Here is a 26,607-nt window from a genome sequence, read left to right on the forward strand (position 1 = left end):
CTAATGGATCGGCCGGATCAAACCACTCATTTTGGCTTCAGGGATGTGCCTCTGGGGGACAAGCAGACGCTGGTGAACAGCGTGTTTCACAGCGTGGCGTCCCGCTACGACCTGATGAACGATCTGATGTCGGCAGGCCTGCACCGGGTCTGGAAAGACATCATGATCACGGCGCTCAACCCGCCGAAAAATGATGCGCCGTTCGCGCTGCTCGACGTCGCCGGCGGCACCGGTGATATCGCCTTCCGTGCGGCCAAGACTGCAGGCGCGGGCTTCCACGCCACCGTCTGCGACATCAATGCCGATATGCTCGAGGTGGGCCGCAATCGCGCCATGGCGCGCCATCTCGATCAGCAGGTGTTGTTTGTCGAAGGCAATGCCGAGGCGTTGACTTTCGCGGATCGTTCCTTTGATGCCTACACCATCGCCTTCGGCATTCGCAACGTGCCGCGGATCGATGTCGCGCTGCGCGAGGCCTATCGCGTGCTGCGGCCGGGCAGCCGATTCCTGTGTCTGGAGTTCTCCACCGTCGACGTTCCCGGACTGGACTGGCTGTACGACCAGTTCTCGTTCAAGCTGATCCCGCCGCTCGGCCGCGCCGTGACCGGCGATGCAGAGTCCTATCAGTATCTGGTCGAATCGATCCGGAAATTCCCCCGACCCAATGTGTTTGCCGAGATGATTCGCGCCGCCGGCTTTTCGCGGGTGAGGTGGGAAAGCCTTTCCGGCGGGATCGTGGCGCTGCATTCGGGCTGGCGCTTGTGATTTCTGCGGCGACCCACATCGCGCGGCTTGTCCGCGCCGCTTACGTGTTCGCGCGCGAGGGCGTGTTCGGCGTCGTCGATCCGAGCCTGGTGCCGGCGCCCGGGCAGCTCGCGCTGCGGCTGGCGCGATTGATCGAGCGGCCCGGTGCCAAAACCGGCCCGCAGCTATCCCGCGCGCTGACGCGGCTGGGGCCCGCGTACCTCAAGCTCGGTCAGTTTCTGGCGACCCGCCCCGATGTGGTCGGGGTTGCGATGGCGCGCGACCTGGAAAGCCTGCAGGACCGGCTGCCGCCGTTTCCGCAAAGTGAATCGGAAGCGGTGATCGCACTGTCGCTGGAACGATCTGTGGCTAAGGCCTTTGTCAGCCTCGGCCCGGCGGTCGCCGCCGCGTCCATCGCGCAGGTGCATCGCGGCGAGATCGAGCGCGATGGCGTGCGCCAGCCGGTCGCCGTAAAGGTTCTCCGGCCCAACGTCGCCTCGCGCTTTCGCCGCGACCTCTCCGACTTCTTCTTTGTCGCGCACAACGCGGAAGCGCATTCGGCCGAAGCGCGGCGGCTGCGGCTGATCGAGGTCATCAACACGATGTCACGCTCGGTCGCGATGGAGATGGACCTGCGGCTTGAGGCTGCCGCCCTGTCCGAGATGGCGGAGAACACCCGCGACGATCCGGATTTCCGCGTGCCGGCCGTCGACTGGGACCGCACCACGCATAACGTGCTGACGATGGAGTGGATCGACGGCATCGCACTGAACGACCATGCGCGCCTCGAAGCATCGCAGGTCGATTTGCCCGACCTCGGCCGCAAGGTGATTCAGAGCTTCCTGCGCCACGCGCTGCGCGACGGCTTCTTTCATGCCGACATGCATCCCGGCAATCTGTTTCTCGACGAGGCCGGCCGGCTGGTGGCGGTCGATTTCGGCATCATGGGCCGGCTCGGTGTGAAGGAGCGGCGCTTCCTCGCTGAAATTCTTTTGGGCTTCATCACGCGCGACTACCGCCGCGTCGCCGAGGTGCATTTCGAGGCCGGCTACGTGCCGGGGCATCATTCGGTGGAAAATTTCGCGCAGGCCATCCGCGCCATCGGCGAGCCGATCCACAATCGCACCGCCGAAGAAATCTCGATGGCGAAGCTGTTGACCCTGCTGCTCGAGGTCACCGGCCTGTTCGACATGCAGACCCGGCCTGAACTGATCCTCCTGCAAAAGACCATGGTCGTCGTCGAAGGCGTCGCGCGTGGCTTCGATCCTAAGCTCGATATCTGGAAGGTGGCCGATCCCGTGGTGCGCGAATGGATCGAGCGCAATCTCGGTCCGCTCGGGCGGGTTCAGGGGGCCATGACTGGCGCTGGCGAACTCGGGCGCGTGATGACGGGTCTGCCGGCGATCGCTTCGCGGGCGGTTGCCGTGATCGAGAACATGGAAAAGATGACGCGGGAGGGCCTGACGCTGTCGCCAGAGACCATTGCGGCGCTCGGCCGGGCCGAAGGCCGCAAGAGCCGCTGGCGCACGGTGGCGCTCTGGATCATTGCGGCGACCTTTATCGGAATTCTCGTCGCTATCCGGCAGTTGTGATTGCAATGCTAGCAACATGTGCTAGCATTGATTGCATACCTTCGCTCGGAGGCCGCCTATGGCCAGCCTGACCATCCGAAAACTCGACGAAACCGTCAAAGCCTATCTGCGGCTCCGATCGGCCGGAAACGGCCGCTCCGTCGAGGAGGAAGTCCGGGTCATCCTGGGAGAACTCATCCAAGGGCGAGAACTATCAGGCGCCACCACGTCACTACCCTCCGCAGAGGCCGGCGCACACGCAGCGCCATCGGTCAGCGCTTCCAGCGAACGGAGTGTCACGCTGATCATCGGCGGCGGCATCGCCGCTTTTAAGTCGCTGGAGCTGATCCGGCGGCTGAAGGAGCGACACATTCACGTCCGCTGCGTGCTGACCAAGGCCGCCCAGCAATTCGTCACGCCGCTTTCGGCCAGCGCGCTGTCGCATGAGCGCGTCTATACCGACCTGTTCGATGCCGAGAGCGAATTCGACGCCGGCCATATCCGGCTGGCGCGCGAATGCGACCTGATCATTGTGGCGCCGGCGACTGCCGATCTGATGGCGAAGATGGCGCATGGCCATGCCGACGATCTCGCCAGCGCGATCCTGCTCGCGGCCAACCGCCCGATCCTGCTGGCGCCCGCCATGAACCCCCTGATGTGGAACAACGCCGCCACCCGCCGCAACGTGATGCAGCTTCGCCGCGACGGCGTTCACATGATCGGCCCCAGCGCCGGTGAGATGGCTGAGGCCAATGAGGCCGGCATCGGGCGGATGTCGGAGGCCGTCGAAATCGCTGCCGCCGCCGTAGATATCCTGCGTCCGCCGCAACCGCGCCCGCTCGCGGGCAAGCGCGTGCTGATCACGGCCGGCCCGACGCATGAGGCGATCGATCCCGTGCGCTATATCGCCAACCGCTCCTCCGGCAAGCAGGGTTTTGCCATCGCCGCTGCCGCCCAGGCCGCAGGCGCGGACGTCACGCTGGTGTCCGGTCCGGTTGATTTGCGCGATCCCCCCGGCGTCACGGTGATCCGGGTCGAATCGGCGCGTGACATGCTGCATCGGGTGGAAGCCGCCTTGCCGGCCGACATTGCGATCTTCGCCGCCGCGGTCGCCGACTGGCGCGTTGCCAATGAAGGCGAGCAGAAACTGAAAAAGACGTCCGGTGGCATGCCGCCGCTCCAACTGGTGGAAAATCCCGACATTCTGGCGACGATCTCGAAACTGAAGGAGAAGCGTCCGCCGCTGGTGATCGGCTTTGCTGCCGAGACCGAACATCTGATCGACAACGCAAAAGCCAAGATCGCGCGCAAGGGCTGCGACTGGATCGTCGCTAATGACGTTTCGCCTGCCACCGGCGTAATGGGCGGCGACCGCAACACCGTTCACCTGCTGACGCGCGATGGCGAGGAGATCAACGTCAATAGCATTAAGGTGGAGCCTTGGCCGGTGATGACCAAGGAGCAGGTCGCAGCCGAACTGGTGGCGAAGATTGCGAAGGCCGTGGAGAAGAATTCGTGAGCATGACTGTGAAGGTCGACGTCTGCCAATTACCACATGGCGAAGGCCTCGCCCTGCCGGCCTATCAGAGCGTCGATGCCGCCGGGCTCGACCTGCTCGCGGCGGTGCCGGCGGATACGCCGCTGATCCTCCCGCCCGGAAAATTCGCGATGGTGCCGACCGCGCTTACGATCGCGCTGCCTTCCGGATATGAGGCGCAGGTGCGGCCGCGCTCCGGGCTTGCCGCGAAACACGGCGTCACGGTGCTGAACTCGCCCGGCACGGTGGATGCGGATTACCGCGGCGAGATCAACGTGCTCCTGATCAACCATGGCGATACGCCCTTTCCCATCAAGCGCGGCGAGCGCATCGCGCAGATGGTGATCGCGCCCCTAGTGCAAGCGGAACTGGTTCTCGTCGACTCGTTGACGGCAACCGGCCGTGGCAGTGGCGGCTTTGGCTCGACCGGCAGCTGAATCGTTTCAATTTGAACGGTTCGGAACGGCGCCGCCTTGATTTTTTCACAGGCAGTTTTGCGTTCACGGTCTGGACTCTTACCGGTCGACTTCCGAAGGGGATACTCTCGACCCGATTCGTGTAGAGCGCGACCAGCAAAAGTGGGGTCCGGTTTTGTGTCCGGGCGCGCTCAATCCTTAGTCGGCGCATAATCTCAACGCAAACCGCCCACATTTTGGCGGATTATGCGCTGGGGGGTGGTGCCTGCAGTCATGCGTTCTTGGGGCAAATAATGTCGGGCGTAGCCGCTGCGATGCGTCGAACCCTGCTGTCGTGCACCTCACTGGCGCGCCACGGCGTGATTGCGCTTGCCACCGCCCTCTCCGCGCTGCCGGAGCCCGCGTTGGCCGACGATTTGACCATCACGCAGGCGATTTCCGCCTTGTTCGACCTCAATCACCAGGAATTCGCGGCGCTGACGACGGCGCTATCGCTGCTCGGCTTTACCGTAGTGGCGGCGATCCTGCTGATGCGCACGCGGATTCGGGCCACCCGGCTGGAACTCGACCTGCGCTCCGATATCGCCGACCTGCAGGTACAAGCCGATCGGCTGCGCGCGCTCTTGTTCGCCGAGCCCCAGATCCTGATCGCTTGGGCCGCGGGGGATAACCGGCCCCAGATCAGCGGCGACACCTCGCTTCTGATCTCGCAGGACGCACTGTCGAATTCACCGCAACGCATCCTCGCCTTTGGAACCTGGCTGCCGCCGGAGCCGGCCCTGCAGATGGACCATGCGGTCGACGCGCTGCGCGAGGCCGGCGAAGGCTTTCTGCTCAACCTCTCCACCTCGAACGGCCGCGCCATCGAAGCAATGGGCCGCGCCATTGGGGGGCAAGCCATTGTGCGGATTCGCGAACTCGGCGGCTTGCGCCGTGAGCTCGCCGAATCCAATCTCCGCTACAGGACGCTTTTGGAGGAGACCGAGTTGTTGCGCGACTTCGCCGCCGCGGCGCCCTGGCCGATCTGGGCCAAGAGCGCCGAGGGCAATCTGCGTTACGCGAACACGGCCTATGTGCGGGCCACCGAAGGCGCAAGCCTCGCGGACACGATCCACCGTAACCTCGAGCTCCTCGAGAACGACCAGCGTTCCGAGATGGGCCGGGTGCTGAACGACAATTCCACCTACACCGCGCGGCTGCCGATCGTGGTCGGCGGCGAGCGGCGCATCTATGATGTTCAGGCGCTCAAGCTCGGCGGCGGCAGCGCCGGCATCGCCATCGACGCCAGCGAGGCGACCCAGTTGCGCGACGCCATGGAGCGGATGTCCGAAGCCCATCGCCGCACCCTCGACCAGTTGTCGTCAGGGGTTGCCGTGTTCGATGGCCACCGGCGGCTTGCCTTCTACAACGAATCCTACCGGCGGCTGTGGGGTCTCGATCAGGCCTTCCTTGATTCCAACCCCGATGATTCGAGCGTGCTCGACCGGCTGCGCGCAGCGCGCAAACTGCCCGAACAGCCCGATTTCCGCGCCTGGAAGGCCAAGCTCCACGAAGCCTACCGCGCCGTCGAGCCGGAGAACTACACCTGGTTTCTGCCCGATGGCCGCGCCGTCAGCGTCGTCACCACGCCGAACCTCGAAGGCGGCGTCACCTATCTGTTCGACAATGTCACCGAGAGCCTCGATCTCGCACGCCGCTATGACCGGCTGACCCGGGTCCAGCATGAAACGCTCGACAATCTGGCTGAAGCGGTCGCGGTGTTCGGCAGCAACGGCCGTGTGGAACTGTTCAATCCCGCTTTCCTGAAAATGTGGAAGCTCTCGGCGGAATCCCTCAAAGAACAGCCCCACATCGAAACCGTGGAAGCGTGGTGCAAGCCGCTGTTCGACGACGCGCTGACCTGGCGGGCGCTGCGCGAGGCCATCACCGCGATCGAGAACCGGGCGCAAGTAGCGCTGAAGCTCGAACGCAAGGACGGCAGCGTGCTGGATTGCATGACCATGCCGCTGCCCGACGGCGCAACCCTTTTGACATTCCAGGACATCACCGATACCGAAAACGTCGAGCGCGCGTTGCGCGAGCGCAACGAGGCGCTGGAAGCCGCCGACCAGATGAAGGTGGATTTCGTCCACCACGTGTCCTACGAGCTGCGCGCACCGCTGACCACCATCATCGGCTTCGCACATTTCCTCAGCGATCCCTCGACCGGCCCGCTGACGCCAAAGCAGGCCGAGTATCTCGACTACGTTACCAAGTCGACCAACGCGCTGCTCGCGCTTACCAACAACATCCTCGATCTCGCCACCATCGATGCCGGCGCGATGAAGCTCGAGCTCGGCCCAGTCAATATTGAAAAAGCCATTCAGGCCGCCGCCGAAGGCATCCAGGACCGGCTGGCAACCGATCGCATCGAGCTCAAGGTCGATATCGATCCTGACATCGGCAACTTCATCGGCGACGAGCGGCGCGTGGTGCAGGTGCTCTATAACCTGCTTGCCAACGCCGTCGGGTTCTCGCCGCACGATGCCGCGGTCACGATCAGCGCGCGGCGAACCAAGCATCGCGTGATCTTCACCGTCTCCGATTCCGGCCCCGGCATTCCCGCCGAGGTAAAAGACAAGGTATTCGACTGGTTTGAGAGCCACTCCCACGGCTCGCGCCACCGCGGCGCCGGCCTTGGCCTGTCGCTGGTACGCTCGTTCGTCGAACTGCATGGCGGCAAGGTGCGCGTCGACTCGGTCGTCGGCAGAGGCACGACCGTCACCTGCGATTTCCCGATCGACCAGAACGCCCACCGTAACGCCGCCGAATGACCGCGCCTGCGACATTTACAGTGGCGTTGGCGAACGAGGCGGCAACGGCGCATCTGATGGCCGACCTCGCGCTGCTGGTCCGCCCCGGCGACGTCATTACGCTGTCGGGCGATCTCGGCGCGGGAAAGACCGCGGCGGCGCGCGCTATGATCCGCTACCTCGCCGACGATCCCACGCTCGAAGTGCCGAGCCCGACATTCACGCTGGCGCAGAGCTACGAGTTGCCGTTTCCGATTGTCCACGCCGATCTCTACCGCATCAACGATTCGAGCGAGCTGGAGGAAATCGGGTTGTCGCCACTGCCCGAGGGCACGCTGGCGCTGATCGAATGGCCGGAGCGCGCACCCGACGCACTGCCCGAAGACCGCATCGATATCGCCTTCAGCCATCGTCCCGCGCTCGGATCGAGCGCGCGGGCCGCCGAAATCACCGGCTATGGCAAGTCGGCGGCGCAGGTGGCGCGACTAAGCAGCTTACGCAAATTTCTCACTGAGGCCGGCTTTCTGGATGCAGCGCGCGAGCGCATGCCCGGCGACGCGTCGACGCGCTCCTATGCGCGCCTGATCGGCGACGACGGCACATCCATCCTGATGAATTCGCCGCGCCGTCCGGATGGACCGGCGATCTATGACGGAAAATCCTATAGCGCAGCCGTTCATCTTGCCGAGGACGTCAAGCCGTTCGTCGCCATCGACAATGGCCTGCGCGCACACGGCTTCTCGGCGCCCGCGATCCGCCACGCCGATCTCGATTCCGGTTTCCTGATCACCGAGGATTTCGGCAGTGTCGGCATCGTAGAAGGCGACCCGCCGCGGCCGATCGCCGAGCGCTATGAGGCGGCAACCGACATGCTCGCGGCGTTACACCGCGAAACCTTGCCCGAAACGGTGCCGCTGGGGCCGCAGGGCTCCTACCAAATTCCGCTCTACGATATCGACGCATGGCTGGTCGAGATCGGGCTGATGCTCGAATGGTATCTGCCGGTTCGCGGCGCTGAAGTCAGTCCGCAACAACGCGACGAATTCGTCGCGATGTGGCGAACCCTGCTGGAAAAGCCGGCGGCTGCGCCGCGAACCTGGGTGCTGCGTGATTTTCATTCGCCCAACATCATCTGGCTCGACGACCGCACCGGGATTTTACGTGTCGGCATTATCGACTTCCAGGACGCCGCGTTGGGCCCTGCCGCCTACGACCTGGTATCCTTGCTGCAGGACGCACGGATCGACGTCCCCGAACCACTCGAGTTGTCGCTCTTGACCCGCTACATCAAGGCGCGCCGCGCGGCAGATGGCCAGTTCGACCCGGCCAGCTTCGCCGAGCTCTACGCCATCATGTCGGCGCAGCGAAATACGCGCCTGCTCGGTACCTTCGCCCGGCTCAACGGACGCGACGGCAAGCCGCAATATCTGCGCCACCAGCCCCGGATCTGGACCTACCTGAACCGCTCGCTGGCGCATCCGGCATTGGCAGCATTTCGCGAATGGTATGCCGCCAACGTGCCGCCGCCGCTGCCCTGATTTACCTCCTGTTAGCCACCCCGCATTTAATCTGGAACCGGCACGCTGCGCAGGCGTGGACCAGCATTTTGAAACGGAAACACGGCCATGGCGGCGGCGGAACGGCGCAAGGGAGATCGAGTCGTATTCGAGCGCGGCTTTGCGGCGCACATGATGGGGATCGACGGCACCTGGCGGCGCGATTGCGTAATGGAAGACGTCTCCGAGACCGGCGCCAAGCTGACGGTCGAAGGCTCAGTCGAGGGCCTGCATCTCAAGGAATTCTTCCTGCTGCTGTCGTCGACGGGACTGGCCTATCGGCGCTGCGAGCTGGCCTGGGTCAATGGCGATCAGATCGGCGTCAATTTCCTGAAGCAGGGCGACAAGAAGAAGAAAATGGCCAAGCGCGGGGCCGAGGACGCCGAAGCCTGAAGTTGGCTGCGCCGGCGGCCGTCGTACGGCCGTCATGTGCGGCCACTAAGGCCTCATGGCTGCTGGGTTCAAGCGAATCGCCGTGGTATGATCCGCGGCGCGATTTGATGGTTCGAGAAACTCCAAAAATGTCCGTTACGCCCACCAAAGCCATGGTCCTTGCCGCCGGTCTCGGTTTGCGCATGCGCCCGTTGACCGACCACATGCCAAAGCCGCTGGTGAGCGTGGCCGGCCAACCGCTGCTCGATCACGTGCTGGACAAACTCGCCGACGCCGGCGTCAGCGAGGCCGTGGTCAACGTGCATTACCTGCCTGACCAGATCATCCGGCACACCGCGAACCGTACCCAGCCCCGCATCATCATTTCCGACGAACGCCACCAGGTGCTCGGCACCGGCGGCGCGGTGGTGAAGGCGCTGCCGCTGCTCGGCAAGGAGCCGTTCTTCCACGTCAACGCCGATACGATGTGGATCGACGGCGTGCAACCCAATCTGACGCGGCTCGCCGAAACCTTCGATCCGGATCGCATGGACATCCTGCTCTTGATGGCGCCGACCACGAACAGCATCGGCTATGCCGGCCGCGGCGACTACGCCATGCTGCCGGATGGCGCGCTGCGCAAGCGGCGTGAACACCAGGTGGTGCCGTTCGTCTATGCCGGGGCCGCAATCATGTCGCCGTCGCTCTTTGCCGACGCGCCGGCAGGCGAGTTTTCGCTGACCAAAATGTTCGACCGTGCCAACGAGCAGGAACGATTGTTTGGCCTCAGGCTCGACGGCATCTGGATGCATGTCGGAACCCCCGATGCGGTACAGGCCGCGGAAGACGCGTTTCTGGAAAGCGTAGCGTAGCCCGGCCACAGCCGTCATGCCCCGCCAACGGGTCGCGCGAATGCGCGCCCGATGACAGGCTCCGGCGGGGCATCCAGTACGCCGCGGCCATCGTTTCTATTCCGACTGTCTCTGGAATACTCGGTCACCCGCTTTCGCGGATGACGACAGTGAGTAGCGGGGGTTACGCGCGCCGACCCATGACCTTCCCCCCTTACCTCTCTATATTGCCCCTGATCTCGAATCAGGAAGCCCATGCGCGTTTTCAGCGTTCCCGTCTCCGCACCGTTCCTGCGCACCGTCATCGCGGCGCTGGTCGACGGCCGGCTGGTCGAGGGATTCGACGCGCGCAAGGATCCGCTGAATCTCGCAACGGCAACGCTCTACCTGCCGACCCGGCGCGCCGGGCGGCTGGCGCGGGAAATCTTTCTCGATGAGCTGAAGACCGATGCCGCGATCTTGCCGCGCATCGTGGCGCTCGGCGACATTGACGAAGACGAGCTGGCGTTTGCGGAAGGCTCCGAACAATTCAGCGCCGGCGCGCCGCTCGACATTCCACCAAAACTTGGCGAACTGGAGCGCCGCCTGACACTGGCGCATCTGGTGGCGGCATGGGCAAAAAGCCCGGTGTCGGCGCCGCTCGTGGTCGGCGGCCCGGCCTCGACGCTGGCGCTGGCCGGCGATCTGGCGCGCCTGATGGACGACATGGTGACGCGCGGCGTCGCCTGGGAAGCGCTCGACAGGCTGGTGCCCGACCAGTTCGACAAATACTGGCAGCACTCGCTGGAATTCCTGCGCATCGCGCGCAAGGCGTGGCCGGAGCACTTAAAGGAAATCGGAAGGATCGAGCCCGCCGAACGGCGCGATCGCCTGATCGAGGCGGAAGCCGCGCGGCTCACCGCACATCATGAGGGGCCGGTGGTCGCGGCAGGTTCGACCGGCTCGATGCCGGCGACCGCGAAATTCCTCAATGCCGTCGCCCACCTGAAGCAGGGCGCGGTGGTGCTGCCGGGGCTCGACACCGATCTCGACGAGGAAGCCTGGCAGACGATTGGCGGCGTCAGGGACGCGCAGGGCAAATTCACTACGCAGCCCTCCTCCAACCACCCGCAATTTGCGATGCAGGGATTGCTGGATCGCTTTGGCATCAAGCGAAGCGACGTCGAAATTCTCGGCACGTCGGCGCCGCTGGGCCGAGAAGTGCTGGTATCGGAGACGATGCGGCCGTCGACGGCGACCGAGCAATGGCACGACCGGCTGGCGCAGCCGGAAGTATCTGCAGGGATTGCTGCCGGCATGACGAAGCTTGCCGTCGTCGAAGCACCCAACTCAGAGATGGAGGCGCTCGCGATCGCGGTGGCGATGCGCGAGGCGCGGCACCTCGGTAAGTCAGCCGCGCTGGTAACGCCGGATCCTGCGCTGGCGCGGCGGGTGATGGCGGCGCTGAGGCGCTGGAATCTCGAATTCGACGATTCCGGCGGCGACGCGCTGATGGACACGCCAAGCGGCATTTTTGCCCGTCTCGCTGCGGAAGCCGCCGCGAAGGGGCTGGAGCCCCCGACGCTGCTGGCGCTACTGAAGCATTCGCTGTTTCGGCTCGGCGGCGCATCCGGCGCGTTCAAGCATGCCATCGAGACTCTCGAACTGGCGTTGCTGCGTGGCACCCGGCCGCAGGCGGGAACGGCCGGTTTGGCGCGCGATTTCGATCGCTTCCGCGTCGAACTCGGAAAGCTCCGGCGCAAGGAATCCTCCTCGCTTCACGCCTCGGAGCCCCGCGCGAAATTGCGGGATCACGAGCTCGACGAGGCCCAGGCGCTGATCGCAGCGTTGCAGAAGGCGCTGTCGCCGCTGGAAATCATCGGCTCATCAAAGCCGTACGATTTCGCCGAACTGGCGCTGCGCCATCGCGAAATGCTGATCGCGCTGTCCTCGAATCAAGACGGCGTTGCGGTTGTCTTCGAGGAGGCGCAAGGCGCTGGCCTGTCAGCGGCGTTCGACGACCTGCTTGCCGAGCAAAAGCCGAGCGGCCTGATGGTCCAGCTCGGCGATTACCCCGATGTGTTCCAGACCGCCTATGCCGATCGCATGGTGCGGCGGCCGGAATCCGCCAACGCGCAGCTCCAGATCTACGGCCAGCTCGAAGCGCGGCTGACGGAATCCGACCGTGTCATTCTCGGCGGGCTGGTCGAAGGCGTGTGGCCGCCGGCGCCGCGCGTGGATCCGTGGCTGAGCCGGCCGATGCGCCATGAGCTCGGCCTCGATCTGCCGGAGCGGCGCATCGGCCTCTCCGCGCACGACTTCGCGCAATTGCTGGGCACGCCGGATGTGATTCTCACCCATTCGGCAAAAGTCGGCGGCGCGCCGGCGGTCGCCTCGCGCTTCTTGCACCGCCTGGAGGCGGTGGCCGGCGAAGCGCGCTGGGAGGAAGCCAAACGTGCCGGAGAAAATTACGTCCGCTTCGCCGCCGAACTGGATCAGCCCGACGAGGTCAAGCCGATCGAGCAGCCCGCGCCGGGGCCGCCCGTCGCGACGCGGCCGCTTAAACTGTCGGTCACCGCGATCGAGGACTGGCTGCGCGATCCCTATACGATCTACGCGAAATATATCCTGCGACTCGATCCGCTCGATCCCGTCGACATGCCGCTGTCGGCCGCCGACCGCGGCTCGGCGATCCATGACGCGCTCGGCGAGTTCACGCAGAAATTCGCCGACGCGCTTCCGCCAGAGCCCGCGCTGGCGCTGCGCGGCATCGGCGAGAAATATTTCGCGCCGCTGATGGAGCGGCCGGAGGCACGCGCCCTGTGGTGGCCGCGGTTTCAGCGCATCGCCGCCTGGTTTGCGGATTGGGAAAAGGCGCGGCGCGACCACATTGTGAAGATTGCCGCCGAGATCAGGGGCGAGATCAAGATCCCGCTCGACAATGAGCGCACCTTCACGCTGTCCGCGCGTGCCGACCGGATCGAGCAGCGCCATGACGGCAGTTTTGCGATCCTCGATTACAAGACCGGACAGCCGCCGACTGGCAAGCAGGTGCGCATGGGCCTGTCGCCGCAATTGACGCTGGAGGCCGCGATCCTGCGCGAGGGCGGCTTTGAGAATATCCGCGCCGGCTCATCCGTCGGCGAGCTCGTCTATGTCAGGCTCAGCGGCAACAATCCGCCCGGCGAGCAGCGCTCGCTGGAGCTGAAGATCAGGAACAACGACACACCGCAGCCGCCGGACGAGGCCGCCGACTACGCCCGCGAACAGCTCGAAGCGCTGATCCGCAAATTCGAGAACGAAGAGACCGCGTACACTTCCCTGAACCTTTCCATGTGGTCGAACCGCTACGGCGCCTATGACGATCTCGCCCGCATCAAGGAATGGTCGGCAGCCGGCGGCCTGGGAATCGAGGAATGGTGAAGGCGCGACGCATCATTCCCGACGCCGTCCGCGCAACGCAGGCGCGCGCGTCCGATCCGGCCGCGTCCGCCTTCGTTTCGGCGAATGCCGGCTCGGGCAAGACGCATGTGCTGGTGCAGCGGGTGATCCGGCTCTTGCTCGACGGCGTGGCGCCGGAAAAGATTCTCTGCATCACCTTCACCAAAGCCGCCGCCGCCAACATGGCGGAGCGCGTGTTCACCACGCTGGGCCATTGGGTGACGCTCGACGACGACGCTCTGGATGCGGCGATCCGCGAGGCCGGCATTCCCCATCCCAGCACACGCCTGCGCAAGTCGGCGCGCAAACTGTTCGCCTGCGCGCTGGAGACGCCGGGCGGGCTAAAGGTGCAGACCATCCACGCGCTGTGCACGCGACTGCTGCAGCAATTCCCGTTCGAAGCCAATGTGCCGGCGCGGTTTGCCGTGCTCGACGAGCGCGACCAGAACGAGATGATGGAGCGAGCCAATCTCGCCGTTTTCCTCGAGGCGTCGCGCAACCCTGACAGCGCGACCGGGCGCGCGCTGATGACGGCGATGGCCAGCGCCGCCGACGTCACCTTCAAGGACGTGGTGCGCGAGGCCTGTCTCAGCCGCGATCATTTCATGGCCTGGACGGACGCCGCCGGAAGCGCGCAGGCGGCCGCAGCGCAGATTTCAGCCGCACTCGGTGTTGATCCCAATGATCGCATCGAAGATGTCGAGCGTGAGATCATTGAAGGACCCAACCTGCCGCGATCGCAATGGCAGGAAATTGCCAGAGTTCTCGATACTAGCGGTAAGGCCGACCAGAAACAGGCCGACCGACTTCGAGAGGCGCTGGCATTTACCGGGGCTGCCCAAGTTGACGCGTATCTCGGGTTATTTCTCACAGATGAACGCACGCCAAGGGCCACGGTCGTCACCAACGGCTTTGTCAAAAAGAATCCTGCGGTTGGTCGATTGTTCGATTCGGAAGTCGGCCGCGTCCTCCCCCTGATCGAACGCCGGCGCGCGTTGGTGGCGCGCGACCGTACCGAGGCGCTGCTATATATCGCAACCGCTGCGGCGGCGAACTACCGCCGCGAGAAGCAGGAACGCGGCCTGCTCGACTATGACGACCTGATCGACAAGACGCTGGAAATGCTCGACCGCGTTTCCTCGGGCTGGGTGCATTACAAGCTCGACCGCGGCGTCGACCATGTGCTGATCGACGAGGCGCAGGACACCAGCCCCCGCCAATGGGACATCGTCGCACACATCATCTCCGAATTTACTTCGGGTGCCGGCGCGCGCGACGGCGTGGTGCGAACGGTGTTCGCGGTCGGCGACGAGAAACAGTCGATCTTTTCGTTCCAGGGCGCGGCCCCGCGCGAATTCGACCTGCGCCGACGCGCATTGCAGCGGAAGTTCGAGGGCGCCGGACTAAAATTCGATCCGGTGTCCTTCACCTATTCGTTCCGCTCGGGGCCGGCGATCCTGCACGCGGTCGATCAGGTGTTTCGCGAGCAGGATATTTTTCGCAGCATTCATGCGGTCGATATCGGCAACCCGATCCATCACGCGCTGGCCGACGCTGGTCCGAGCCAGATCGATCTCTGGGAGCTGGCGGAAGCCGACGACCGGCAGGATATCGAGGGCTGGCGCGCGCCATTCGACGGCGTCTCCGCGACCAGCCCTGAAGTGAAGCTGGCGCGGCGCATCCAGGCCGAGATCAAGGCGCTGGTCGGCAGTGGTGCGATGACCGGCAGCAAGAACGACCGCCGTAGGCTGCGCTATGGCGACATGCTGGTCTTGGTGCGGCGGCGCGGCAACGCGTTCGACGCCGTGATCCAGGCGTTGAAGCACGCCGGCATTCCGGTCGCGGGCGCCGATCGCCTCAAGCTGACCGAGCACATCGCGATCATCGACCTGATGAACCTCGCCGACGCGCTGCTGCTGCCGCAGGACGATCTGGCACTGGCGGTGGCGCTCAAGAGCCCGCTGTTCGGGCTCGACGACGACGATCTCTTCAAGATCGCCTGGCAGCGCAAGGGATCGTTACGCGCCGCACTGACCGCGCGTGCCCCAACCGACGGGCGGTTGCGGGATGCGCTGTGGCGGCTCGAGCAATGTGAGCGCCGCTTTGCCAGCGAAACGCCGTTTTCGTTCTATGCCTGGCTGCTCGGCGGCGACGGCGGCCGCGCGCGTATCCTGCGGCGGCTTGGGCACGAGGCGAACGATGCGCTGGATGAATTTCTGGAGCTGGCGCTGAGCTACGAACGCAAAGCGCCGGCCTCGCTGCAGGGCTTTATGGCGTGGCTGCGCACGGCCGATCTCGAAGTGAAGCGCGACATGGAGATCTCGCGGGACGAAGTCCGCGTCATGACGGTGCACGGCGCCAAGGGCCTGGAGGCTTCCGTCGTGTTCCTGGTGGACACCACGACCTCGCCCTCGGATACGCAGCGGCTGAAGCTCATCAACCTGCCGCTGGGCAATGCAGATCCGCATGCGCCCGGTGTCGTGGTGTGGGCCGGCCGCAAGGCGGAGGACCCCCCGGCTGTCGCCACCGCCCGCGCCGCGATGATCGACGATACCGAGGATGAATACCGCCGCCTGCTCTATGTTGCGATGACGCGTGCGGCAGACCGCCTGATCGTCGGCGGCTGCTTGCCCGGCAATATGAAGAGCGTCCGGCCGCTGTCCTGGTACGATCTGATCACCAAGGGGCTCGCCGGCTCCGGATTGCAGCTTCAGGAGATCGAGACCGCCATAGGCCGGGTGAAGCGCTATACGCGGCCTGAAGAAGCAGCGCCCTCGGCCGCTCCGCCTGCTGCGTCATCCCCGGCAGCGCCGATCGTGCTGCCCACCTGGCTGCTGACGCCAGCACAGCCCGAAATTTCGCCAGAAGGTCTGTTGCGGCCTTCGGACCCGGCAGACAGCGAGCACCCGGTACGGACGGCCGAATCTCTTGTGCAGCGTGCCCGCGCCCTGCAGCGCGGCACGCTGGTACACCGGCTGCTGCAGTCGCTGCCCGACGTCGCCGCCGCGCGCCGCCGCGAGGCCGCGCTGGCCTATCTGGCCCGCAACGCCGATGGCTGGACGGAGGAAGAACGGCAAATGCTGGCCGAAAGCACGCTCGCCTTGATCGCCGATGCGCGGTTTGCGCACGCTTTCGCCCCCGGCAGCCGCGCCGAAGTCCCGATCGTCGGACGGCTGGAGCGGCCGGGCGGCCGGCCGGCGCTGGTATCTGGGCAGATCGACCGCCTCGTGGTGACCGAGCGCGAAGTCCTGATCGTCGATTTCAAGACCAACCACGCCCCGCCGGGCCGGCCCGAGGAGGCGCCGAGAGGCTATGTCCGCCAGCTTGCGCTGTACCGGGCGGTGCTCGGCAAGCTTTATCCCCAGCTCCCCGTCCGGGCCGCGCTGCTTTGGACCGAATCCGCTGAATTAATGGAGATTTCCGCCCCCGCGCTGGAGGCCGAGCTGGCATCCATCATCTCGGCGTGACCGCGCTTGACCCGGCAGGGTCGCGTTCATAGGTTTGCCACTATCATCCTTGGGCGCGATTCTTGACCGCGCCCCATAATTTCTAACCGAACGAGGTAATTCCGATGGCCGTTGGCAAGGTTTCTGACGCCGATTTCGAAGCCGAAGTGCTCAAGGCGACCGGGCCGGTGGTCGTCGATTTCTGGGCCGAATGGTGCGGGCCCTGCCGCATGATCGCGCCTGCGCTCGACGAGATTTCCGGCGCGATGGGCGACAAGGTCAAGATCGTGAAGCTGAACGTCGACGAGAGCCCGAAGACGGCCTCGAAATACGGCGTGATGTCGATCCCGACCCTGATGATTTTCAAGGGCGGCGAGATGGCCTCCCGTCAGGTCGGCGCCGCGCCGAAGGCGAAGCTGCAGCAGTGGATCACCGCTGCGGTCTGATCGCCGTCTTGAGACAATAAATTTTTAACAACGGCCGGCGAATAGCTGGCCGTTGCGTTGAGACGGTATGTCTCGCGTTGAAGAGTTATCGAGCCTGCCATCCGGAAAGGCGCGTCGGCGCCGCGCCCCGCTTGCGGCCATGGAGGCGCGCTCGGTCGATGCCATCCCGCGCGGTGCGGAATGGCAGTACGAGCCCAAATGGGACGGCTTCCGCTGCCTGCTGTCCCGCCACGGCGAGACCGTCGATCTCCGCTCCAAGTCCGGCGAGGATCTCGCCCGCTATTTTCCCGAACTGGTCCGCGCCGCGCTGGCATTGAAAGCGAGCGAATTCGTGCTCGACGGCGAAATCGTCGTGCCGCATGGCAAGGCGTTTTCGTTCGACGATCTGCTGCAGCGGATTCATCCCGCCGCAAGCCGGGTCAAGAAGCTGTCGCAGGAGACGCCGGCGCTGTTTCTCGCGTTCGACCTGCTGAAGACCGCCGCGGACAAGAAGCTCGCCGCATCGCCCCTGCGCGAGCGCCGCCCCGCGCTTGACGCCTTTGCGAAAGCGCAGTTCAAATCCAATCCGACGTTTCGCTTGTCTCCGGTCACCACGAACTACACCACCGCCCAGAAATGGCTGAAGCAGGCCGGCGGCGGTTCGGATGGCGTGATCGCCAAGCGCGTCGACCTGCCCTATCAGGCCGGCAACCGCGACGGCATGCAGAAGATCAAGAAATTCCGCAGCGCCGATTGCGTCGTCGGCGGCTTCCGTTACGCGACGAACAAAATTGCAAACCGGAAAGTCGTCGGCTCGCTGCTGCTCGGCCTCTATGACGATAAAGGTCTCCTGCATCATGTCGGCTTCACCTCCGCGATCAAGCAGGCGGACAAGCCGGCGCTGACATATCGGCTCGAACCGCTGATTGCGCCGCCCGGCTTCACCGGCAACGCGCCGGGCGGGCCAAGCCGGTGGTCGACCGAGCGATCCGCAAAGTGGTGTCCCTTGAAGCCAAAGCTCGTGATCGAGGTTTGCTACGACCATTTCAGCGGCGAGCGCTTCCGCCACGGCACCTCCATCCTGCGCTGGCGACCCGACAAGGCGCCGCGGCAGTGCACCTTCGATCAACTCAAGCAGAAGGCTGCCGATCCGATGAAGCTGCTGAAGTAGGGGTGGCCGTAGCCCGGGTGAAGCGAAAGCGTAACCCGGGAGCGCTCGTACAATTATTCAAACTTATCCCGGATTGCGGTGCGCTCCATCCGGGCTACAGCTAAATTACCGAAATTATTGCGGCGCAAACGAGCACCTAATCCGCAAATTGCCAGGAACTGGCCCGGCAACAGGCAGTTGACCGCGAAACTGCCACTTGAGGAGGGACGCATGACAAACCCCAGATCGACCGCGCAAATTGCCGGACACCCGATCCATCCCATGCTCATTCCATTTCCGGTCGCCTGCTTCGTCCTCGCATTCGTCTCAGACGTGGCGTTCTGGCGAACCTCGAACGAATTCTGGGCCAGCGCGTCGCTCTGGCTGCTGGGAATAGGCCTGATCATGGCTGCGCTCGCGGCGATCGTGGGCGTGATCGACCTGATGGGAGACGATCGCATCCGCAATCTCAATGACGCTTGGCTGCATGCCGGCGGCAATGTCGTTGCGGTCTTGATCGAGCTCTACAACTGGTACTCGCGCTACGCTGAGGGAACCTCGGCCATCGTCCCCACGGGACTGATCCTATCGCTCATCGTGGTACTCATCCTGCTCTTCACCGGCTGGAAAGGCTGGGAGATGGTTTATCGCGACCACGTCGGCGTCTCCGACGTCGCCGATCAGGCGCGCTGATTAAGGCGGGCTGTAGCCCGGGTGAAGCGAAAGCGTAACCCGGGGTCCTTGTTTGCGGCGCGAACCCGGATTTCGCTTCGCTCCATCCGGGCTTCTGTAACGGGCCTTGGTTTGTCAATCCCTCTTGCTTGGTCCACTTGCCGGGCACTTGCTTCTGTACGGGATCGGCGCTGAGGCCGTCACCTTCTGGGGTGCATGAGGAATCGGCCGGCCAATCTACGGGGTGCGTGGTTGTGAGCCGACTTCCCGGATGGCGGCCTGACCGGATCCATCGTCCCGGCGAGGGACTTCGCTCGGGGAGAGCCTGGTGTCTTGGCCCGCCCGGAATCGATCGATACTCCTTGCTTAGGTTGCGGTGGCCTTGGCCATCGGGTTGAACGGTTTGGCGTCGGCAAGCATGCGGTGCAGGATGACGGCAAGCTTGCGCGCCAGCGCCACCTTGGCCTTGCGCATGCCCGCGCGTTTGGCGATCCGCATCGCCCAGCTCTTCAGCGCCGAGCAGCCCTTGATCGGTTTGGTCAGCATGACGTGAGCGGCCTGGTGGAGTGCCTCCCGCACCGAGGCATCGCCAATCTTGCTGATGCGGCCGGTGTAGTCTTTTTGCCCCGACTGATGTTTCTTCGGGGTCAGTCCGAAGTGCGCGCCTGTGGCCTTGGATGCGCGGAATCGCTTCGGATCATCGATCGCAGCGGCATAGGTGAGAGCGACGATCGGACCGACTGACGGCGTTGTCATCAGAAGCCTGGCCGGCGGATGCGATCGGGCGAGCTTCTGGGTTCGCTTGTCCAGGCTGCTGAACTCGCGCCGCAGCACGGCATGGGCTTCGAGCAGCGCCTTTGCCACCAGCTCCAGTCCAGGATGGCCGGCGACCAGCTCCCGGATACGGCTGGCGAACGTGCATTCGGTGGTCTTGCCGACCTTCAGGCCAAAGCCCCGGAGCACGCCACGCAGACTGTTCTCGACGTCGCGCAGCTTCGACTGCAGCAGTTTGCGCGCCGTCAGAACCGCACGCGTCTCCTGCGCTTCGATCGACTTGCAGTGCACCGGGCGGAACCAGCCCAGCCGCATCAGTTGCGCGATCCCGCGGGCATCGTTGCGGTCCGACTTCACCGGCATCGATTTGAAGGCATCGCGGACGTGCCGCGTCTCCAAAAGCTCGACCGCAAACTTCGCTTCGCGCAGCGCCGCGTAAAGCCATTGCGACAGAGGACCTGCCTCCAGGCCGATCCGCTCGAGCGAAAGCCCCAACGACCGAAACCAGGCGATCAGGGCCTCCGGCTCGCTCGCCACCTTCGCCTCCCGCAAAATCTTGCCCGCGCCATCGACCACGCAAATGGTCGAGCTTTTCAAAGACACGTCGATTCCGGCATAGTGGTACATGGTCGTCCCTCGATGATGCTTGGAGCGGGCTCGCCCGACTCCGGTTATTGACACCATCAGTCTGAGGGACGACCGCCTCCCGGCAAAGCCGCACGCGAGCGCGCTTCCAAATCGCGCCGTAGCGAGCGTGCGGCTGGTTCGGCCGGCCCGTTACCCCATCTACAGGTATCGGCTACCCGATCCATCCTGTCGCCAGCGCGCTCGCGAGTTCTGCCTGACCGTTCTGTCGCGCGAGCGCGGCCATCGCGCCGTGATCATACGGCACATGCCGAAACGTGACGCGCCAGGCGCCATCAGCAAGTTCGAGGATCGCGTAACGCGCATCCGGCGTGCCGGCTTCGACGACATGCGGAAAGGGATGCACGTCGCGATAGCCGGGCGAGCCGACGCTCCCGGGGTTGACGACCAAGCGGCCATCGCGAAGCCTTACCGCGCGGGCGAGATGGGTGTGGGCGCAGAGGATCAGGGATTGCGCGATGCCTCGCGCGTGCTCCTCGATCGCATCGAGCGATGACATTCGCACGGTGCCGTCGGGCAACACCGTCTCCAGCCAATAGAGTTCGTCGTATTCAGGCGTGGCGTGACACAGAAAGACCTGATCGCGAAACACCGCCGTCTTCGGCACCGCGCGCAGCCAATCGAGATGATGCTTTTCAAGCTGCGCGTGCGCCGGCCGATCCCACGATCCCATCTGCTCCGGCGGCCGGTCGATCAGATAGCGATCGTGATTGCCGAGGATGTGAACGGCGTTGAGCGCCATCAGCGCATCCATCGTGCGTCGCGCGTCGAGCGGACCGCTCGCCATGTCGCCGAGATTGACGATTTCGCCAATGCCACGCGCGCGGATGTCGGCCAGCACGGCTTCCAGCGCGAGATAATTTCCGTGCACGTCGGCAATGGCGGCAAAACGCATGGAGTTTCCAGCTTTGATGATTGTGGTACGGCCTGCAAGAACGATGCTGCGCCATCTACCTCATTTGGGTGAAGCCAGCCTGCAACATTATCCTTACTTCCTATTGCGGAACGAAGGTTCCGACTCGCAGCTTTGAGGCGTCTTGGCTAGAGTTTACAAAGACCGGGGCTGGCGAATTCATAAGCAATCGATATTTTTTTCCCGGGCGGCCGCTGGAAGCGATTCCAGCGGTCATTTAATTTTAGGGAATACTATGCCGGCGGTGTGCCGTTGATATCGAGCACATGGCCGGCGAGATAAAGCGAGCCGGTAACCAGAATCCGCGGCGGCACTTCGTAAGCGAGACGCGACAGCGCGTGCAGCGCGGCTTCGACGCTTGCGGCATTTTCCACGCGCATGCCGAGCGCGCGCGCCGCATCCGCCAGCCGGTCCGGCGGCATCGCATTGTCGCGCCCGGGAATCGGCACCGCCACGATGTGCCGCGTCAGTCCTGCGAAATTGGCGAGAAACGCGTCCGCGTCCTTGTTCGCCATCATGCCCGCGATCACCACCAAGGGCCGCGACACCCGCTCTTCGAGATCGCCAAGCGCCGCCGCCGCAACACGCCCGCCTTCCGCATTGTGTCCGCCATCGAGCCAGATCTCGCACCCCTTCGGCCCCTGATCGACCAAAACCCCCGCAACCAGCCGCTGCATCCGAGCCGGCCATTCGGCGCCAATGATGCCGGCCTCGAAAGCCGGCATTCCGATCCTGAACGCCTCGATCGCGCGCAGCGTCGCGATGGCAAGGCCGGAATTATCAAATTGATGCCGGCCGAACAGCTTGGGCGCTGCAAGATCCATCAGGCCGCGCTCGTCCTGATAAACCAGCCGCCCGCGCTCGACGCCGACATGCCAGTGTTGTCCGGCCGCATGCAGCGGCGCGCGCATGCGGTTGGCCTGCGCCTCGATCACCGACATCGCCTCCGGTGCCTGCTCCGCGCAGATCACCGGCGCACCGCGCTTGATGACGGCGGCCTTCTCGCCGGCGATCGCGGTGAGCGAGCTGCCGAGAAACTCGGTGTGGTCCATGCTGACCGGCGTGAGCACGGTCGCGATCGGCCGATCGATGACGTTGGTGGCATCTAATCGTCCGCCGAGGCCGGTTTCCAGCAGCACCACGTCGGCGTCATGCTCCGCGAACAGGCAAAACGCCGCCGCGGTCTCCATCTCGAAAATCGTGATCGGATCGCCCGCGTTGACCTGCTCGCAATGCTCCAGCACCCGACGCAATTCGGCATCATCAGCCAGCCGTCCGCCGCCCTTCTCGCCCAGGCGGAAGCATTCATTGATCCTGACCAGATAGGGCGAGGTGTAGACGTGCACGCGCAAGCCTGCGGCCTCCAGGATCGCGCGCAGGTAAGCGATGGTGGAGCCCTTGCCATTGGTGCCGGCGACGTGGATCACCGGCGGCAACAGCCGCTCCGGATGATCGAGCCGCGCCAGCAGGCGGTGCATCCGATCAAGGCTGAGATCGATGCGCTTTGGATGCAAGGCAGACAGCCGCGCGATCAATTCATCGAGCGGTTGGGGTCTGGCGGCAGGCAGGTTCACGCGTGGGGCGCAGCCGGCACGGCTTCCGGCGCCGAGACGATCTGGGCCGGGTCCGTCACCTGCGGCAAAGGCTTTGAGGCCGCTTCGAGCGGCGGCGATTTGGTCAACAGCCGGCACAGCCGCGCCAGTGTCGAACGCATCTCGTGGCGATGCACCACCATGTCGATCATGCCGTGGTCGAGCAGATATTCGGCGCGCTGGAATCCTTCCGGCAATTTCTCGCGGATAGTCTGCTCGATCACACGCGCGCCGGCAAAGCCGATCAGCGCGCCGGGCTCGGCGATCTGCACGTCGCCCAGCATGGCGTAGGACGCGGTGACGCCGCCGGTGGTCGGATTGGTCAGCACCACGATGTAGGGCAGCTTCGCCTCCCGCAGCATCTGCACACCGACGGTGGTGCGCGGCATCTGCATCAGCGACAGGATGCCCTCCTGCATCCGCGCGCCGCCGGAGGCCGCGAACACGATGAAGGGCGACTTCTTTTCAACCGCAAGCTCGAGCCCGCGCACGATCGCCTCGCCCGCGGCCATGCCGAGCGAGCCGCCCATGAAATCGAAATCCTGCACTGCGATGACAACGCCGGCGCCCTCCAGCTTGCCGTAGCCGACCTTGATGGCGTCATTCAGCCCGGTCTTGGCACGCGCGTCCTTGATGCGATCGGCATACTTGCGTTCGTCGCGGAATTTCAGCGGATCCGGCGTCACCTCAGGCAACGCGATGTCGTACCAGGTCTCGTTGTCGAAGATCGACTTCAGCCGCGCCACCGCGCCCATGCGCATGTGGTAGTTCGAGCCGGGAATGACGAACTGGTTGGCCTCGACGTCCTTGTAAAACACGAGCTGCCCGGAATCCGGGCACTTGATCCACAAATTCTCCGGCGTCTCGCGGCGCAGGATGTTGCGGATTTTCGGCCGGACGACATTGGTGAGCCAATTCATGGTTCGCTCCGAAATGCGGTTGAACGCATCAGATGAGATATATGGCCGTCCGCCCGAGGGCCGGCAAGCCGCCGTTAACGCCTATTTCCACGCAAATTGTGGCTTATTCCGCGGCCTGCTTCGCGCCCCGGACGCCCTGCGCCAGCGACGCCACGACATCGGCCACCGCGGCCACCGTCTTGGTGGTCGCCTGCCCCTGGGCGTCGAGGCTGTCGCGCAACACATCGACTAAGACGGTGCCGACCACGGCGCCATTGGCCTTCTCGGCAATTGCGCGCGCCGCCTGCGGGGTGCGGATGCCGAAGCCGACGCACACCGGAAGCTTGGTGTGGCGCTTGATACGGGCCACCGCATCGCCGACGACTTTCAAATCGGCCGCCGCAGCACCGGTGATGCCGGTGATCGAGACGTAGTAGACGAAGCCGGAGGTGTTCGCGAGCACCGCGGGCAGGCGTTTGTCGTCGGTCGTAGGTGTCGCCAGGCGGATGAAGTTGAGCCCGGCCTTCAGGGCGGGAATGCAGAGCTCCTCGTCCTCCTCCGGCGGCAGGTCGACGATGATCAGGCCATCGACGCCGGCGGTCCTGGCGTCGGCGAGGAACTTGTCGACCCCGTAAATATAGATCGGATTGTAATAGCCCATCAGCACCAGCGGCGTGGTGTCGTCCTCCTTGCGGAAGCCGTGCACCATCTCGAGCGTCTTCCTCAGGGTCATGCCGCCCTTGAGCGCGCGCAAGCCCGCGGCCTGGATCGACGGTCCGTCCGCCATCGGATCGGTAAAGGGCATGCCGATCTCGATGATATCGGCGCCCGCCTTGGGCAGCGCCTTGACGATGTTGAGCGAAGTTAAGGGATCGGGATCGCCGGCCATCAGGAAGGTCACCAGCGCCGAGCGGCCTTCTTTTGCGAGCTCGGCAAAGCGTGCATCGATGCGGGTGGTCACTGCTTCTTGCCTTTCAATATCTCCGTGATCTGCGGAATGTCCTTGTCGCCACGGCCGGAAAGATTGACCACCATCAGATGCTCCTTCGGCCGCTTCGGCGCGAGCTCCGTGACCTTGGCGATCGCGTGCGCAGATTCCAGCGCGGGTGGAATGCCTTCCAGTCGCGACAGCAGCATGAAGGCGGCGAGCGCTTCGTCGTCGGTCGCGGAAAGGTAAGTGACGCGGCTGGTCTCATGCAGCCAGGAATGCTCCGGGCCGATACCGGGATAGTCGAGACCCGCCGAGATCGAATGCGCATCCTGGATCTGGCCGTCATCGTCCATCAAGAGATAGGTGCGGTTGCCATGGAGAACGCCGGGCCGGCCGCCGGCGATCGAGGCGGCATGCAGTTGCGTCAGTCCATGGCCGGCCGCTTCGACACCGAAAATTTCGACCGAGCGGTCGTCGAGGAAGGGATGAAACAGGCCCATCGCGTTGGAGCCGCCGCCGATGCAGGCGATCAGTGAGTCCGGCAGCCGGCCTTCGGCCTCCTGCATCTGCTTGCGCGTTTCCTCGCCGATCACCGACTGGAAGTCGCGCACCATCATCGGATAGGGATGCGGCCCCGCCACCGTGCCGATGCAGTAGAAGGTGTTGTGCACGTTGGTGACCCAGTCGCGCAGCGCCTCGTTCATCGCGTCCTTCAGCGTGCGCGTGCCCGACTGCACCGGCACGACCTTGGCACCCAACATCTCCATGCGGAACACGTTCGGCGCCTGGCGGGCGACGTCCACCGCGCCCATATAGACCACGCATTCGAGACCAAAACGCGCGCACAGCGTCGCGGTGGCGACGCCGTGCTGGCCGGCGCCGGTCTCGGCGATGATGCGCTTCTTGCCCATGCGCCGCGCGACCATGATCTGGCCGAGCACGTTGTTCACCTTGTGGGAGCCGGTATGGTTCAGCTCTTCGCGCTTGAGATAGATCTTGGCGCCACCGAGATGCTCGGTGAGCCGCTCGGCGAAATAAAGCGGTGATGGCCGGCCGACATAATCTTTGAGATAGCCGGTCATCTCGGCCTGGAACAGCGGATCGGCCTTGGCCGCCGCATAGGCTTTTTCCAGGTCGAGGATCAGCGGCATCAGCGTTTCCGCTACGAAGCGGCCGCCGAAATTGCCAAAATGCCCGCGCTCGTCGGGACCGGTACGGTAAGAGTTCGGAAGGCTTGAATTCATCGGACCATCAATTCTTCGGTGGCGCGCGCGGCGCGAATGAAATTGCGGATCAGCTCGGGGTCCTTGATGCCGGGCGAACTTTCGACGCCGGAGGACACATCGACGCCGCCGGCACGGCTGACACGGAGCGCCTCAGCGACATTGCCGGCGCTGAGCCCGCCCGAGACCATGAAGGGCAGCTTGAGATCGAGCTTTTCCAGAACGTGCCAGTCGAACACGGCTCCTAATCCGCCGGGACGAGTGGCGCCCTTGGGCGCACGGGCGTCGAACAGCATGCGATCAGCTACGCTCGCATAGCCCGGCAGCGCGGCGAGATCGGCTGAGGTCTCGACCGCGATCACCTTCATGACTGGTAGCGCGAACTTCGCCTTGATGTCGCGCACGCGCGCGATGGTTTCCTTGCCGTGCAATTGCAGCAGGTCCGGCCGCAGTGTCTCGACGATATTTTCAAGCGTCGCGTCGTCGGCATCGACAGTCAATGCCACCTTGGCGGCCCGGCCCTTGACTTCCCGGCCGAGCTCGCGCGCGGTCTCGAGGCTGAGATGACGCGGCGACGGCGGAAAGAATACGAACCCCACCATGTCGGCACCCGCCTCGAGCGCTACATCGAGCGTCTCGCGCGTGGACAGGCCGCAAATTTTGACGAGCAGGGACATG

Annotated in this window: 20 protein-coding genes; 13 read left to right on the forward strand and 7 right to left on the reverse strand. The window is 64.5% G+C overall.

The features are described from left to right. Nucleotides 1-3: 3 nt before the first annotated feature. From ubiE to RX328_RS00410, 13 genes are all read left to right on the forward strand, one after another. Nucleotides 4-765: a bifunctional demethylmenaquinone methyltransferase/2-methoxy-6-polyprenyl-1,4-benzoquinol methylase UbiE gene (gene ubiE, locus RX328_RS00350; protein WP_213252748.1), complete on the forward strand. Its 762-nt coding sequence runs from the start codon at nucleotides 4-6 to the stop codon at nucleotides 763-765. Beyond that, nucleotides 762-2,336: a 2-polyprenylphenol 6-hydroxylase gene (gene ubiB, locus RX328_RS00355; protein ID WP_213252821.1), complete on the forward strand. Its 1,575-nt coding sequence runs from the start codon at nucleotides 762-764 to the stop codon at nucleotides 2,334-2,336. The genes ubiE and ubiB overlap by 4 nt, the downstream gene beginning before the upstream one ends. Nucleotides 2,337-2,394: 58 nt before the next feature. After that, complete coding sequence (gene coaBC, locus RX328_RS00360) at nucleotides 2,395-3,834, forward strand: bifunctional phosphopantothenoylcysteine decarboxylase/phosphopantothenate--cysteine ligase CoaBC (protein ID WP_213252747.1); 1,440 nt, start codon at nucleotides 2,395-2,397, stop codon at nucleotides 3,832-3,834. 2 nt (nucleotides 3,835-3,836) lie between these two features. Further along, complete coding sequence (dut, locus tag RX328_RS00365; RefSeq protein WP_249726601.1) at nucleotides 3,837-4,289, forward strand: dUTP diphosphatase; 453 nt, start codon at nucleotides 3,837-3,839, stop codon at nucleotides 4,287-4,289. A 272-nt stretch (nucleotides 4,290-4,561) separates the two neighbouring features. Continuing rightward, a complete protein-coding gene (locus RX328_RS00370) occupies nucleotides 4,562-7,081 on the forward strand; it encodes a PAS domain-containing sensor histidine kinase (RefSeq protein WP_213252745.1) in 2,520 nt (839 codons plus the stop codon). Then, nucleotides 7,078-8,598 (forward strand): tRNA (adenosine(37)-N6)-threonylcarbamoyltransferase complex ATPase subunit type 1 TsaE, encoded by a 1,521-nt coding sequence (gene tsaE / locus RX328_RS00375; RefSeq protein ID WP_213252744.1) that lies wholly within the window; start codon nucleotides 7,078-7,080, stop codon nucleotides 8,596-8,598. The genes RX328_RS00370 and tsaE overlap by 4 nt, the downstream gene beginning before the upstream one ends. An 87-nt stretch (nucleotides 8,599-8,685) precedes the next feature. Next, nucleotides 8,686-9,009, forward strand: a complete 324-nt coding sequence (locus RX328_RS00380) for a PilZ domain-containing protein (protein WP_057844762.1) — start codon at nucleotides 8,686-8,688, stop codon at nucleotides 9,007-9,009. A gap of 128 nt (nucleotides 9,010-9,137) precedes the next feature. Continuing rightward, on the forward strand, nucleotides 9,138-9,860 hold the full coding sequence (locus tag RX328_RS00385; RefSeq protein ID WP_213252743.1) for a nucleotidyltransferase family protein: 723 nt from the start codon (nucleotides 9,138-9,140) through the stop codon (nucleotides 9,858-9,860). A gap of 234 nt (nucleotides 9,861-10,094) precedes the next feature. Then, nucleotides 10,095-13,241 carry a double-strand break repair protein AddB gene (gene addB / locus RX328_RS00390; protein ID WP_213252742.1) on the forward strand — a complete coding sequence of 1,049 codons (3,147 nt, stop codon included), beginning with the start codon at nucleotides 10,095-10,097 and terminating at the stop codon, nucleotides 13,239-13,241. Then, nucleotides 13,235-16,726, forward strand: coding sequence for a double-strand break repair helicase AddA (gene addA / locus RX328_RS00395; protein ID WP_409410830.1), 3,492 nt, complete (start codon nucleotides 13,235-13,237; stop codon nucleotides 16,724-16,726). Before addB ends, addA begins: the two co-directional genes overlap by 7 nt. A gap of 104 nt (nucleotides 16,727-16,830) precedes the next feature. After that, entirely contained in the window at nucleotides 16,831-17,151 is a 321-nt protein-coding gene (gene trxA / locus RX328_RS00400; protein ID WP_016847387.1) for a thioredoxin, read from the forward strand. A gap of 139 nt (nucleotides 17,152-17,290) precedes the next feature. Continuing rightward, nucleotides 17,291-18,301: an ATP-dependent DNA ligase gene (locus RX328_RS00405; RefSeq protein WP_213252819.1), complete on the forward strand. Its 1,011-nt coding sequence runs from the start codon at nucleotides 17,291-17,293 to the stop codon at nucleotides 18,299-18,301. 210 nt (nucleotides 18,302-18,511) lie between these two features. Then, nucleotides 18,512-18,973: a DUF2231 domain-containing protein gene (locus RX328_RS00410; protein ID WP_213252741.1), complete on the forward strand. Its 462-nt coding sequence runs from the start codon at nucleotides 18,512-18,514 to the stop codon at nucleotides 18,971-18,973. Between the two features lie 345 nt (nucleotides 18,974-19,318). On the opposite strand, the gene RX328_RS00415 is transcribed toward RX328_RS00410, so the two are convergent. The 7 genes from RX328_RS00415 to RX328_RS00445 form a co-directional block, all read right to left on the reverse strand. Continuing rightward, nucleotides 19,319-20,353, reverse strand: coding sequence for an IS110 family transposase (locus RX328_RS00415; protein ID WP_317258590.1), 1,035 nt, complete (start codon nucleotides 20,351-20,353; stop codon nucleotides 19,319-19,321). Nucleotides 20,354-20,525: 172 nt separating this feature from the next. After that, nucleotides 20,526-21,266 carry a metallophosphoesterase family protein gene (locus tag RX328_RS00420; RefSeq protein ID WP_213252503.1) on the reverse strand — a complete coding sequence of 247 codons (741 nt, stop codon included), beginning with the start codon at nucleotides 21,264-21,266 and terminating at the stop codon, nucleotides 20,526-20,528. Nucleotides 21,267-21,517: 251 nt separating this feature from the next. Further along, on the reverse strand, nucleotides 21,518-22,858 hold the full coding sequence (locus RX328_RS00425) for a bifunctional folylpolyglutamate synthase/dihydrofolate synthase (RefSeq protein WP_213252504.1): 1,341 nt from the start codon (nucleotides 22,856-22,858) through the stop codon (nucleotides 21,518-21,520). Next, nucleotides 22,855-23,796, reverse strand: a complete 942-nt coding sequence (gene accD / locus RX328_RS00430) for an acetyl-CoA carboxylase, carboxyltransferase subunit beta (protein ID WP_213252505.1) — start codon at nucleotides 23,794-23,796, stop codon at nucleotides 22,855-22,857. Before accD ends, RX328_RS00425 begins: the two co-directional genes overlap by 4 nt. Nucleotides 23,797-23,899: 103 nt before the next feature. After that, on the reverse strand, nucleotides 23,900-24,736 hold the full coding sequence (trpA, locus tag RX328_RS00435) for a tryptophan synthase subunit alpha (protein ID WP_213252506.1): 837 nt from the start codon (nucleotides 24,734-24,736) through the stop codon (nucleotides 23,900-23,902). Next, entirely contained in the window at nucleotides 24,733-25,950 is a 1,218-nt protein-coding gene (trpB, locus tag RX328_RS00440; RefSeq protein ID WP_213252507.1) for a tryptophan synthase subunit beta, read from the reverse strand. The genes trpA and trpB overlap by 4 nt, the downstream gene beginning before the upstream one ends. Continuing rightward, a complete protein-coding gene (locus tag RX328_RS00445; RefSeq protein ID WP_213252508.1) occupies nucleotides 25,947-26,606 on the reverse strand; it encodes a phosphoribosylanthranilate isomerase in 660 nt (219 codons plus the stop codon). The genes trpB and RX328_RS00445 overlap by 4 nt, the downstream gene beginning before the upstream one ends. Nucleotide 26,607 lies beyond the last annotated feature (1 nt).

It is taken from the genome of Bradyrhizobium sp. sBnM-33 (assembly GCF_032917945.1).
Classification (GTDB): Bacteria; Pseudomonadota; Alphaproteobacteria; order Rhizobiales; family Xanthobacteraceae; genus Bradyrhizobium.